This window comes from Defluviicoccus vanus (genome assembly GCF_014672695.1).
GTDB lineage: Bacteria > Pseudomonadota > Alphaproteobacteria > Rhodospirillales > Defluviicoccaceae > Defluviicoccus > Defluviicoccus vanus.
The window spans coordinates 287,209-299,977 of the sequence record NZ_CP053923.1 but is presented as its reverse complement, the minus strand read 5'-3'; the positions used below and the strand labels follow the sequence as shown (position 1 = coordinate 299,977).

Annotated in this window: 7 protein-coding genes and 2 pseudogenes; 7 read left to right on the top strand and 2 right to left on the bottom strand. The window is 63.4% G+C overall.

What is annotated here, in order from left to right; all coding sequences use genetic code 11:
- Nucleotide 1 precedes the first annotated feature (1 nt).
- Nucleotides 2-1,738: an alpha-E domain-containing protein gene (locus HQ394_RS01400; RefSeq protein ID WP_190261708.1), complete on the top strand. Its 1,737-nt coding sequence runs from the start codon at nucleotides 2-4 to the stop codon at nucleotides 1,736-1,738.
- 360 nt (nucleotides 1,739-2,098) lie between these two features.
- Here the strand turns inward: HQ394_RS01400 and HQ394_RS01395 are convergent, their stop codons facing one another.
- Both HQ394_RS01395 and HQ394_RS01390 read right to left on the bottom strand, forming a co-directional pair.
- Nucleotides 2,099-4,102 carry an acetyl-CoA carboxylase biotin carboxylase subunit gene (locus tag HQ394_RS01395; protein WP_190261707.1) on the bottom strand — a complete coding sequence of 668 codons (2,004 nt, stop codon included), beginning with the start codon at nucleotides 4,100-4,102 and terminating at the stop codon, nucleotides 2,099-2,101.
- Between the two features lie 18 nt (nucleotides 4,103-4,120).
- A complete protein-coding gene (locus HQ394_RS01390) occupies nucleotides 4,121-5,653 on the bottom strand; it encodes an acyl-CoA carboxylase subunit beta (protein ID WP_190261706.1) in 1,533 nt (510 codons plus the stop codon).
- Between the two features lie 214 nt (nucleotides 5,654-5,867).
- On the opposite strand from HQ394_RS01390, the gene HQ394_RS01385 reads away from it, so the two are divergent.
- From HQ394_RS01385 to HQ394_RS01360, 6 genes and pseudogenes are all read left to right on the top strand, one after another.
- Nucleotides 5,868-6,377 carry a DUF192 domain-containing protein gene (locus HQ394_RS01385; RefSeq protein WP_190261705.1) on the top strand — a complete coding sequence of 170 codons (510 nt, stop codon included), beginning with the start codon at nucleotides 5,868-5,870 and terminating at the stop codon, nucleotides 6,375-6,377.
- Between the two features lie 98 nt (nucleotides 6,378-6,475).
- A pseudogene (locus HQ394_RS01380) lies at nucleotides 6,476-7,835 on the top strand (transposase).
- Nucleotides 7,836-8,462: 627 nt separating this feature from the next.
- Nucleotides 8,463-8,972, top strand: coding sequence for a DUF1190 domain-containing protein (locus HQ394_RS01375; RefSeq protein ID WP_190261704.1), 510 nt, complete (start codon nucleotides 8,463-8,465; stop codon nucleotides 8,970-8,972).
- A gap of 4 nt (nucleotides 8,973-8,976) precedes the next feature.
- Nucleotides 8,977-10,110, top strand: coding sequence for a glutathionylspermidine synthase family protein (locus tag HQ394_RS01370; RefSeq protein WP_190261703.1), 1,134 nt, complete (start codon nucleotides 8,977-8,979; stop codon nucleotides 10,108-10,110).
- A 223-nt stretch (nucleotides 10,111-10,333) separates the two neighbouring features.
- Nucleotides 10,334-11,317, top strand: a complete 984-nt coding sequence (gene pdhA / locus HQ394_RS01365) for a pyruvate dehydrogenase (acetyl-transferring) E1 component subunit alpha (protein WP_263053783.1) — start codon at nucleotides 10,334-10,336, stop codon at nucleotides 11,315-11,317.
- 42 nt (nucleotides 11,318-11,359) lie between these two features.
- Nucleotides 11,360-12,750, top strand: a pseudogene (locus HQ394_RS01360) (pyruvate dehydrogenase complex E1 component subunit beta).
- Nucleotides 12,751-12,769: the final 19 nt, after the last annotated feature.

Here is a 12,769-nt window from a genome sequence, read left to right as displayed (position 1 = left end):
GATGCTGGGTCGCACCGCGAACAACGTCTACTGGATGGCCCGCTACGTCGAGCGGGCGGAGAATCTGGCGCGCCTCCTCGCCAGTACCTACCACATGTCGCTGATGCCGGCGGCCAGTGGCAACAACGTGCAGCAGTGGGAGGCGCCCCTGCAACTGGCCGGTGACCGCGAGGATTTTATCGCTCGTTACCAGGACGTCACGCCCGCCAACGTTCTCACCTACATGGCGCTGGACGTGGATAACGCTGCCAGCATCCGCTCCTGCATTCGCTTGGCGCGTGAGAATGCGCGGGCGACGCGGCCGGAACTGACGACGGAAGTCTGGGAAGGCATCAACGAAACCTTCATCGAACTCGAAGGCATGTCGCTCGGTGAACTGACGGACCGGGGCTATCGCGAGTTCTTCGACTGGGTGAAGGAGCGCTCGCATCTGTTCCGAGGGGCGATCTACGGCACCATGCGCCGGGGCGACGCCTTTACCTTTTCCCGTCTCGGCACCTTCATCGAGCGCGCCGACAACACCGCCCGCTTCCTTGCGATCAAGTGGGAGATGCTGTCGCCATCCGGCCGACCGCTTGGCGCCGAGGATTACTATCGCTGGNGGGCGTTGCTGCGTGCGTTCAGCGCCTTCAAGGCGTATCGGGAGGTGTATTCCGGCATCATCGATCCGCGCCGGGTCGCCGAACTCCTCGTCCTGCGCGGCGACATGCCGCGCTCGCTGCTGGCGTGCACCCACGAGGTGATGGAAATCCTCCGTCTGCTGCGCGGTCAGGCGACCTGCACCCGGCTGGCGATCCAGATCCACGAGCGGCTGCAGCGCAATCGCATCGACGGCATTCTCCGCTCCGGTCTTCCGCGTTTTCTTAACGGCTTTATCGCTCGCAACAATGAGTTGNCACGGGATGATTGGCCAGGAATTCATGTTGGTCCTATGAGACTCTCCATCGAGCACGAAACGCATTACCGGTTCGACGCACCAGCGCATCACAGCATTCAGTACCTGCGGCTGACGCCGCGTGGCGAATCCTGTCAGCTGGTGCATTCCTGGCAGGTCTCGACCCCGGCANAAATCAAGCGCTGGGTCGATGGCTACGGCAACATCGCCCACGTCTCGGTGCAGAACGGCCTGCACGACGAGGTGCCGGTGACCGTGCGCGGCGAAGTGGAGACTTTCGATACCTTTGGTGTCGTCGGCTCCGAAGACGGCCTGCCGCCGCTGATGTTCCTGCATTGCACCCGCTTCACCAAGGTGGAGGGGGCANTCGAGTCTCTGGCGTTACCCTTCGCCGAGCGGGTGCGCGAAGAGGGGGTGATCGCCGGCCTGCACGGGCTGATGTGGGCGATTCACAACGCCGTCGAGTACAAACCCGGACTGACGACGGTGGAAAGCACCGCTGCCGAGGCGCTGGAACAAGGCTCCGGTGTTTGTCAGGACCATGCCCATCTGTTCATCTCCTGCTGCCGGGTGCTGAACATTCCGGCACGCTACGTCAGCGGCTATCTCTACAATGAGGAGGACAGCCGCCGTGGCAGCCTCGCCAGCCATGCCTGGGCGGAGGCGTATGTGGAGGAACTTGGCTGGGTCTCCTTCGATCCCACCAACGGTCAGTCGGCTACCGACGCCTATGTGCGCCTCGCGGTTGCCTTCGACTATGCCGGCGCGGCGCCGATTCGTGGCGTCCGCAAGGGTGGCGGCACCGAGGAAATGAGCGTTCGAGTGGAGGTCACCTCCGACTGAGGTGGCCCCCGTCGGGCGGGCAGTTCGATAAGCTTGGGTCGACCTGAGAGAAGGACGATCCCGATAACGGGAAGGCCGAAGCGGCAGCGAACGCCCACGACGGCGAGGTCGAGAGGCTGCAGAAGTGGCCGTATCTGCTGCGCGACCTCGACATCCCCCGGCCGATGCGTGTCGAGACATAGCGGATTGGCGTAAAGGGGGCGCACTTCGGGCGTGCGCCCGGACCTGCTATGAGACAAGTCGCGTTGAGGCAGTCGTTTTTGCCGGGGGAATGCTGGCCTGCGGTCGGCGCGGAAAAGTCCGCGCACAAAAAGGAGCGCCGGCGGGGGCCGGCGCTCCTCTTTGATAAGAGCAGCGTGACTATTCGAACTCGAGGATGACTTGGCCGACGGCGAGGGTATCGCCCGCCTTGGCGTGGATCTTCGACACCTTGCCCGACTGAGCGGCGCGCAGGATGTTTTCCATTTTCATCGCCTGGACGATCGCCAGTTCGTCACCGGTATCGACCTTTTCGCCCGGCTCCACCGCCACCGACTGCAGCAGGCCCGGCATCGGCGATTGCAGGAACTTCGACATGTCGGGCGGCAGCCGCTTCGGCATCATCGCTGCCAGTTCGGCAACCCGCGTGGTGTAGACAACCACGTCCACTTCCGCGCCCAGGTGGTAGAGGCGGTAGCCAATGCCAAGTCGCTCCACCTTGAACGATTGCGGCACCGCATTGACGGTGCAGCGGAGCACCGGTTCGCCGATCTCCCAGTCGCTGCGGATCGACAGGGTGCGACCGTCGCGGATGATATCGAAGCCTTCCTCCGAGCCACGACCGGAGTGCGCTTCGACCCCGACCGGGAAGTAACTGTCTTCGATGACCGCCACCCACTCCTGGTTGATCTTCCGCCCATAACCCGGCATCTGACCAGAGACGTTCTTCGCCCGGTACATGTAGCGAAGGTGCATCAGCATGGCGACGGCGATGATGTGGTCCAGTTCTTCCTTGTCGAGTGCTGCCGGCGCGAAACCGTCCGGGTATTCCTCGGCAATGAAGTTGGTGGTCAGGCGCCCCTGCAGGAAGCGGGGATTGGCCATCAGCGCGGTGAGGAAGGCGATGTTGTGGTGCACGCCCTTGATGTAGAACTCGTCGAGCGCGCGGCGCATCAAAGCCACCGACGAATCGCGATCCCGGCCCCAGGTGGTGACCTTGGCGATCATCGGGTCGTAGAACATGCTGATCTCGCCGCCCTCGTAGACGCCGGTGTCGACCCGCACTTCGTCGCTTTCCTTCGGCTCACGATAGCGGATGAGCCGGCCGGTGGAGGGCATGAACTTGCGGTTTGGATCTTCGGCGTAGATGCGGGATTCCATCGCCCAGCCGTGCGGGACGAGTTCCTCCTGCCGGAGCGTCAGCTCTTCGCCGGCGGCGATCCGGATCATCCACTCCACCAGATCGACGTTGTGGGTGAACTCGGTCACCGAGTGTTCCACCTGGAGGCGGGTATTCACTTCCAGGAAGAAGAAGTTGCGCCGCTGATCGACGATGAATTCGCAGGTGCCGGCGGAATCGTAACCGCAACGCCGGGCGAGGTCGACGGCGCGCCGCCCCATTTCCTGCCGCGTCGCCGAATCGAGGAAGGGTGAGGGAGCTTCCTCGATCACCTTCTGGTGGCGACGCTGAATCGAGCATTCACGTTCATTGAGATGGACGACGTTGCCGTGCTTGTCGCCGAGGATCTGAATCTCGATGTGGCGTGGTTGTTCGATGAACTTTTCGATGAACACCCGGTCGTCGCCANNGGCCGAGCGCGCCTCGCTGGTGGCGAGACGGAAGGCGTCCTTCAGTTCCGCTTCGTCGCGGGCGATGCGGATACCTTTGCCGCCGCCGCCTGCTGCCGCCTTCAGCATCACCGGGAAGCCGATCTCTTGCGCGATCAGCACCGCCGCATCCGAGTCGGGGATGCTGTCCCAGTGGCCGGGGACGGTCGGCACGCCGGCTTCCTTCGCCGCCCGGTTGGCGAGAATCTTGTCACCCATAAGGGTGATGACATCGGGATTCGGGCCGATGAAGGTGATGCCATGTTCGGCCAGCTTCCGGGCGAAGCCGGAGCGTTCGGAGAGGAAGCCATAACCCGGATGCACGGCATCGNNCGCGCCTGTCTTCAGGCAGGCCTCCACCACCTTGTCGACGACGAGGTAGCTTTCGGAGGCCAGCGATCCACCGAGATGGACCGACTCGTCACACATCCGGACATGGCGTCCGTATTTGTCCGCATCCGAGTACACGGCGACGGTGGCGATGCCCATCTTGCGTGCCGTTCGGGCGACGCGACAGGCGATCTCGCCTCGGTTGGCAATGAGGATCTTCTTAAACATTTTTCCCGTCGCTCCCGCTCACAGAGGTGGATTTGGGTGTTTTCTTTTCGGCAACTCGACCTGCTTGTTACGCAGCATCGTGAGTGCCTTGCAGATGCGGCGGCGAGTCGAATGAGGGTTGATGACGTCATCGATGAAGCCGCGACGTCCGGCGGCAAACGGATTGGCGAACTTGGCGCGGTAGGATGCCTCACGCTCGCCGATCTTCTGCTTATCACCCAATTCACTGCGGAAGATGATTTCGACCGCACCCTTTGGCCCCATCACCGCAATTTCAGCCGTCGGCCAGGCGAAGTTGATATCGGCGCGCATGTGCTTGGAGCCCATGACGTCGTAGGCGCCGCCGTAAGCCTTGCGGGTGATCAGGGTGACCTTCGGCACGGACGCTTCCGTGTAGGCGAACAGCAATTTGGCACCGTGACGGATGATGCCGTTGTGCTCCTGGTTGACGCCCGGCAGGAAACCCGGAACGTCGACGAAGGTGACGATCGGAATATTGAAGCAGTCGCAGAAGCGGATGAAACGAGCGCCCTTGATCGAGGCGTCAATATCGAGGCAGCCGGCCAGCACCATCGGCTGGTTGGCGACGATACCGACGGTCTGGCCGTTGATGCGGCCGAATCCCGTGAGCAGGTTGCCGGCGAAATCCGGCTTCAGCTCGAAGAACATCCCCTCGTCGACGACCTTGTAGATCAGTTCCTTCATGTCGTAGGGGAGGTTGGAGTTCTCCGGCACCAGCGTGTCGAGCGATGGTTCGATCCGATCGATTGGATCGAAATTCGGTCGAATCGGCGGCGCCTCGCGATTCGACGACGGCAGGAAGTTGATCAGCCGTCGCACATAGAGCATCGCCTCCACATCGTTCTCGAACGCCAGATCGGCGACGCCGGACTTGGCGGTGTGGATGCTGGCACCACCGAGACCCTCGTGGTCGATCTCTTCGTGCGTCACCGTCTTCACCACTTCCGGCCCGGTGACGAACATGTGCGCTTCTTCCTTCACCATGAAGATGAAGTCGGTGAGCGCCGGTGAATAGACGGCGCCGCCGGCGCAGGGGCCCATGATCACCGAAATCTGCGGGATCACGCCCGAGGCGTCGACGTTGCGCGCGAACACGTCGGCATAGCCGGCGAGCGATGCCACGCCCTCCTGAATGCGGGCACCGCCGGAATCATTGAGGCCGACGACCGGCGCCCCAATCTTTACGGCCGCATCCATGATCTTCGAGATCTTCTCGGCGTGCGCCTCGGAGAGGCTGCCACCGAAAACCGTAAAGTCCTGACTGAACACGAAGACGGGGCGCCCGTTGACCGTGCCATAGCCGGTCACCACACCGTCGCCCGGGACCTGCGTCTCCTCCATGCCGAAGTCGATGCAGCGATGTTCGACGAACATGTCCCACTCCTCGAAGGAGTCGGGGTCGAACAACACTTCGATCCGTTCTCTAGCCGTCAGTTTGCCGCGTTTGTGCTGCGCATCAATACGCCTCTGGCCGCCGCCGAGACGCGCTTGCGAGCGCTTTTGTTCAAGTGTCTCAACGATATCTCGCATACCCGGTTCTCCCGCCTTCGCAAACGCAGCATTCTACAGCCGGTTGAGAAAAGTGCAATGAACTCGATAGGGTTGGACTGATATCCGGCCATGCAGGATCAACATGCCTGTGCAGAACTTCTTGGGTGGCGGCGCCGAAACGACTATAGGTGAGCCTCGACGTGGTTTGCTGGCGTGGCGACATGCTGGCAGGGCGGCGCAAGGAGCGCATTCGATGCGGCGAGTCCCGGCCGGCGACCTTCGAGGAGCGGTGACGCGCCGGCAGGCCTTTGCCTGCGCCTTGGTGACGCTGCTGCTGGCACTTTCGCTCGGCCACGATGTCTACGCGGCGGTGCTGCGGCGTGAGCCGCTGGCCATCGTCACCGCCAATGGCCGATTCCTCTTCATGGTCGAAGTGGCGACAACGCCGGAAGAACAGCATCACGGCCTGATGGGTCGCACGACAGTCCCGCCGGAGACGGGGATGCTGTTCGACTTCGGCCAGCCGCGGCCGGTGTCCATGTGGATGCATGACACCCCCGTTTCCCTCGACATGCTGTTTATCCGGAGCGACGGCACGGTCGCTGCCGTTGCCGCGCGGACGGTCCCGAATTCCGATGCGATCATTCCCGCCCCGGAGCCGGTGCTGGCGGTGCTGGAATTGGCGGCCGGGACGGCGGAGCGACTGGGGATCGGCGCCGGTGCCAAGGTGGAGCACCCGATGTTTGCGCGCGGGCGGCGGTGACGCTGTTTGCTAGCAGCCTGTCGGACTTAACGCGAGGCGGAGCTGTGGGTTATAGAATCCGGGCATGGATTCACGCCCCCGGCCCGGACCTCTTCGGCATGAGCAACTTCCGCCCGATCGACCGCGACAGCGGATTTCTGATGCCGCCGTCTGGACGAGTGGCTTCCGCAGCGGCACTTGGCGCGGTTCGTGGTGGAGGTGATCGCGGGGCTGGATCTGCGGCCGATGACCGGCAGCTACCGTGGCTCTGGGGAAGCGTCCTACCACCCCAGCCTTCTGCTGGGCATTCTGATCTACGGCTACGCCACCGGGGTGTTCTCCAGCCGCAAGCTGGAGCGGGCGACCTATGACAGCGTGGCGTTCCGCTTCATCGCGGCGAACGATCATCCGGACCATGACACCATCGCCGCGTTCCGCCGACGCTTTCTGCCGCAGATCGAGAAGCTGTTCGTCCAGGTGCTGGTGCTCGCGCGCGAGATGGGCGTGCTGAAGCTGGGAACGGTCGGGCTCGACGGGACCAAGGTCCACGCCAATGCCAGCCGGCACAGCGCGCTGTCCTATGACCATGCGGGCAAGCTGGAGGCCCAACTGCAGGCCGAAGTGGCCGATCTCATGGCCAAGGCAGAAGCGGCGGACCAGGTGGACATCGCTGACGGCATGTCGATCCCCGACGAACTGGCGCGACGTGAGGAACGGTTGTCCAGGCTCGCCGAGGCCCGGGCGAAGATCGAGGCCCGCGCGAAGGAACGCTTCGAACGGGAGCAGGCAGACCATCAGGCGAAACTCGCAGCACGGGACGCCAAGGCAGCGGCCACCGGCAAGAAGCCCACGGGCCGTGAGCCGAAGCCGCCGGTGGCGACGCCGCTGCCCACGGATCAGATCAATCTGACCGACGAGGAAAGCCGCATCATGGCGGTGGCGGGCGGCGGTTTTGAGCAGTGCTACAATGCGCAGGCGGCGGTGGCGGCGGGCAGTCTGCTGGTGGTGGTCGCCGACGTGGTGCAGGCGCCCAACGACAAGCAGCAGCTTACACCCATGCTGGACAAGATCGGCACTCTGCCGGACGTGCTCGGCAGGCCGGACATGCTGTTGGCGGACAATGGCTACTTCAGCGAGGCGAATGTGCAGGCCTGTGTGGCCGGCGGGATCGAACCGCTGATCGCACTTGGTCGCGAGGCGCATCATCTCAGCCTGCAAGAGCGCTTCGCTGCGGCGCCACCGGCGCCCGAAGACCCCACCCCGGTTCAGGCGATGGCGTATCGGCTGCGCACGCCGCAGGGCCGCGCGCTCTACGCCCTGCGCAAGCAGACGCCCGAGCCAGTGTTTGGCATCATCAAGTCCGTGCTGGGGTTCCGGCAGTTCCTGCTGCGCGGGCTCAATGCCGCCCGTGGCGAGTGGAGGCTTGTAACCATGGCATGGAACCTGAAGCGGATGTTCGCCCTCAGCCGCGCCGTCTAGCCTGCGCGGCCAGTTCCGCAGGCGCGCCAGCGCGACCGCACCGCCCAAAATGGCGCTGACAGAGGCGCCGACGCACCGATCCCTACGCAGGTCCGGCGACGCCCGAGACGCAAGTCCGACAGGCTGCTAGGTCCGGTAAACGCAAGTGTCGAGAACGGGAGAGGTTTGGAACCAAGCAGCACACGGTGCACCACCAGGGCCAGGGCTACTCCCTGACGCATGAGCTAATCGGCGGCCCAGTTATTGCGGAGGACACGAAGACTTAAGAAAAACGGGGCGAGATTCGAGGTCCGTTATGGAAGCCGCAAGTCTGTTTGCGATGCCTGTCCTTTGCACGGGCGCTGTGTCACTGACCGACGACCGACACGCGACATCGTTCGGTGGGTGCACGAGGACAGCATCGAACGGCATCGGCAACGGATGCAGCGCGCCGCCGCTCAGGCTTGGCCGAGCATCCTTTCAACACGCTCAAGTGCCGTGCGGGCTACCACCACGTCCTCGTCCGCGGCTTCGAAAAGCTGCGCGGCGAATGAAGCCTGATGGCCCTGTCAAGACGCGGGGCGCCTTGCTGCTACTGAATACACAACCTATCTTCAGGGTCGGGTCAGGGGGTACGAGGGCGTTTTTATGAAGAAATCTAAGGCGGTTCGGCTGGTGCTGCTTGGTGGCGCTGGGATCGCGTTTGCCGGCTGCGATCAATCGCCGCCGGCGGATGCGAAGTTCTTTGCCAACGTGGGCGAATGTGCGCAGGTCCGTGATCAGCAGACCTGCGAGAGGGCGTTTGCTGACAGTAAGGCGCAGTTCGCCGCCGAGGCGCCAAGGTTCTCCCGCAAGGAGGAGTGTGAGGCGGAGTTTGGCAGCGGCAATTGCGAGACGGCCAGTGGCGGCAGCGGTATCGGCAGCTTCTTCATGCCGATGATGATGGGCTACATGCTGGGGAGTGCTTTCCGCCAGCCGGTCTATCGCGGGCCCGGCAACAGCGCACTGATCAACCGCGGCGGCAGTATCTATAAGGTGGGCAGTTTTGCCGGCAGCGGCGCGATGGGACGGTTCGAGCCCGGGCGGGTCACGCCGGTGCAGCGCGGTGGGTTCGGGGCGACGGCAAACACCTACCGCAGCACCTCGAGCGGCGGCTGAGCCGGTGCAGCGGCTGTCGCTCACGCCGCGCCCCGACTGGCAGGCGCACGTGGAGCAGGAATTGGGATTTGCCTTTCACACCATCGACGGCAAACCCTACTGGGACGAGACCGCCTGCTATGCGCTGACGGCGGTCGAGGTGGACGAGTTGGAAGCCGCCATCGACGAGCTGGAGCAGCTGGCGCTTGAACTGGTCAACCGGGTGGTGTTGGCCGGGGAGGCGGCGTACGAGCGCCTGCGGATTCCCGCCATCGCCTGGCCGGCGATCGAGCGCAGCTGGACGGAGGGAGAGAAGAACCTCTATGGCCGTTTCGATCTGCGTTATGATGGCCAGGGGCCGCCGAAGCTGCTCGAGTACAACGCCGATACGCCCACCGCGCTGTTCGAGGCGTCGGTGGTGCAGTGGGACTGGTTGCAGTCGCGCTGGCCGCAGCGCGATCAGTTCAATTCGCTGCACGAGAGATTGATCGAAGCCTGGCGACAGTTCGGACTTGGTGACACCCCGATCTACTTCGCGGCGGTGAAGGGCCATGGCGAGGACGCCGGTACGGTCGATTATCTGCGCGATACGGCGATCCAGAGCGGGCTCGCCACCGAGCGGATCGCCATCGAGGACATTGGCTGGAACGGTCAGCAGTTCGTTGATCTGGATGAGGCGCCGATCGAAGCGCTGTTCAAGCTCTACCCATGGGAATGGCTGGTGGGTGAGCCCTTCGGTGCGCACCTGCTGACCGGAGCGTGTCGGGTGATCGAGCCGGCCTGGAAGATGGTGCTGTCCAACAAGGCAGCGCTGGCGCTGCTGTGGGAGATGGCGCCCGGCCATCCCAACCTGCTTCCCACCGCCTTTACTGCCGACGCCATTGCCGGCGGGGACGTCATTCGCAAGCCGATCTTCGGCCGTGAGGGTGCCAACATTCAGCGTCTGGTCGATGGACGGGTGATCGACGAGGTGGGCGGTGACTACGGCGACGAGGGATGGGTGTTCCAGGCCTGCGCGCCGCTGCCGTCCTTCGATGGCAACTACCCCGTCATCGGCGGTTGGGTGGTGGCAAGCCAGGCGGCCGGCATCGGCATCCGCGAGGATGACACCCTCATTACCCGCGACAGCAGCCGCTTCGTGCCGCACTTTTTCAGCTGATCGTGGCTGGTTGTTTTGGCCCGAAACACATCCCACCTACCTCGCAGCAAAGCTTGTCTTTCAGAAACGCTCGCAATAGCATGAGCTGAATATTGGCGCCGCCGGGGGCGTCCACTAAGGCTCATCCAGCCAGACCGCAACTCGCACGACATCCAACGAGGAGGCCGTTAAATTGACGGACGCAAAAGCCGCACTTGCTTCGGGGCAAGGCGCCACAGCCGCCGTGGCGGAGAAGCCGGCGAACGACGCCGAGCAACTCCTTCACTACTACCGCGAAATGCTGCTCATCCGGCGGTTTGAGGAGAAGGCCGGGCAGCTCTACGGGATGGGCCTGATCGCTGGCTTCTGCCACCTCTACATCGGCCAGGAAGCTGTCGTCGTCGGTATTCAGGCCAATGCCACGGACGCGGATTCGGTCATCACCACCTACCGCGACCACGGCCACATGCTGGCGAAAGGCATGGACCCGAAAGGCGTGATGGCCGAGCTGACCGGACGCATTGGCGGCTACTCGCGAGGCAAGGGTGGCTCGATGCACATGTTCAGCCGCGAGAAGAAGTTCTATGGCGGCCATGGCATCGTCGGTGCGTCGGTGCCGCTCGGCACCGGACTTGCCTTCGCGCACAAGTATCGCGGCGACGGCGGGGTCAATTTTTGCTACTTCGGCGACGGCGCCGCCAACCAGGGGCAGGTCTACGAAGCCTTCAACATGGCTTCTTTGTGGAAACTGCCGGTGATCTACGTCATCGAAAACAACCGCTACGGCATGGGCACATCGGTCGAGCGCGCATCCGCGACCACCGAATTCTATCGCCGCGGGGAAGTCTTCGGCATTCCTGGCGTTCAGGTCAACGGCATGGACGTCCTCGAGGTCAAGCGGGCGAGTGCCGAGGTGCTGGAGCATGTGCGCGCCGGCGACNGGGGTCCGTACGTGATGGAATTGAAGACCTATCGCTACCGTGGCCACTCCATGTCCGACCCGGCGAAGTATCGTAGCAAGGAAGAGGTCACGACGGTTCGCAAAGAGAGCGATCCGATCGACAATTTGCGGGCGACTATCCTTGAGCAGGGCCTCGCTGATGAAGCGACCTTCAAGGAGATTGATCGCGAAATCAAAGGACTCGTCAACGAAGCCGCTGAGTTCTCCCAACAGAGCCCGGAACCAGACCCGTCAGAGCTTTATACGGATATTCTGATCGAAGCATAGCTGCTGCGACTTTTTGCGACGGGACTTCTGAAGGAGAACAAAATGCCGATCGAGATTCTCATGCCGGCGCTGTCGCCGACGATGACCGAAGGCAAGCTGGCGAAGTGGTTGAAGAACGAGGGTGACACTGTCAGCTCCGGCGATGTGATCGCCGAGATCGAAACCGATAAGGCGACGATGGAGGTCGAAGTTGTTGACGAGGGCGTTGTCGGCGGCAGATCCTGATCGCTGCCGGCACCGAAGGCGTCGCGGTCAATACGCCGATTGCCTTGCTGCTACAGGAAGGCGAAAGCCAGGCCGACCTGGAAAGCGCAGTCAACAAGGCACCGAAAGCACCGGCTGCCGATGCCAGCCCGGTTGCCGCGGAAGCGCCGGCGCCTGCCGCCAAGGCGACCTCAAGCCTGGAACAATCGCCGGCACCGGAACCGGAGGAACCGTCCTACAGCGGTCCTACCGTGAAGCAGACGGTGCGGGAAGCACTGCGCGACGCGATGGCCGAAGAGATGCGTCGCGATCCGGAAGTCTTCCTGATGGGTGAGGAAGTCGCCCAGTTCCAGGGTGCCTACAAGGTCAGCCAGGGATTGCTGGAGGAATTCAGCGCCAAGCGGGTGATCGATACGCCGATCACCGAGATGGGCTTTGCCGGTCTCGCTGTCGGTGCGGCCTTTGCCGGCATGCGGCCGATCGTCGAGTTCATGACCTTCAATTTCGCCATGCAGGCAATCGACCAGATCCTCAACTCTGCCGCCAAGACCCTTTACATGGCCGGCGGTCAGATGGGGGCGCCGATCGTTTTCCGCGGTCCCAACGGCGCCGCCGCGCGTGTCGGTGCGCAGCACTCCCAGTGCTACGCCTCGTGGTACGCCCACTGCCCCGGTCTGAAGGTGGTTTCTCCCTATTCCGGTGAAGACGCCAAGGGGCTGATGAAGGCGGCGATCCGCGATCCCAACCCGGTGATCTTCCTCGAAAACGAAATCCTTTACGGCCAGAGCTTCGAGGTGCCGACCGATCCCGACTTCGTCATTCCGATCGGCAAGGCGAAGATCGAGCGGAAGGGCAAGGACGTGACCATCACCGCCTTCTCGCGCATGGTCGGCGTCGCCCTCGAAGCGGCGAAGACGCTCGAAGCCGAGGGGATCGACGCCGAGGTGATCAACCTCCGCTCGCTGCGGCCGCTTGACACCGACGCCATCATCCGCTCGGTGACCAAGACCAATCGCATCGTCAGCCTCGAAGAGGGCTGGCCGGTTGCCGGGATGGGGTCGGAAATCGCCGCGCTGGTTATGGAGCAGGCCTTCGACCACCTCGATGCGCCGGTCTTCCGGGTCACCGGTGCCGACGTGCCGATGCCGTATGCGGCTAACCTGGAGAAGCTGGCGATTCCGACGGCCGCCCAGGTGGTCGCCGCCGCCAAGTCCGTCTGCTACCGCTGAGACGGGGAGCACGCGAGAG

What these genes read in the sequence shown, in the direction of transcription:
- HQ394_RS01390 (WP_190261706.1), bottom strand. Translation starts at nt 5,653, where the DNA reads ATGCGAGATATCGTTGAGACACTTGAACAAAAGCGCTCGCAAGCGCGT.
- HQ394_RS01385 (WP_190261705.1), top strand. Translation starts at nt 5,868, where the DNA reads ATGCGGCGAGTCCCGGCCGGCGACCTTCGAGGAGCGGTGACGCGCCGG.
- HQ394_RS01375 (WP_190261704.1), top strand. Translation starts at nt 8,463, where the DNA reads ATGAAGAAATCTAAGGCGGTTCGGCTGGTGCTGCTTGGTGGCGCTGGG.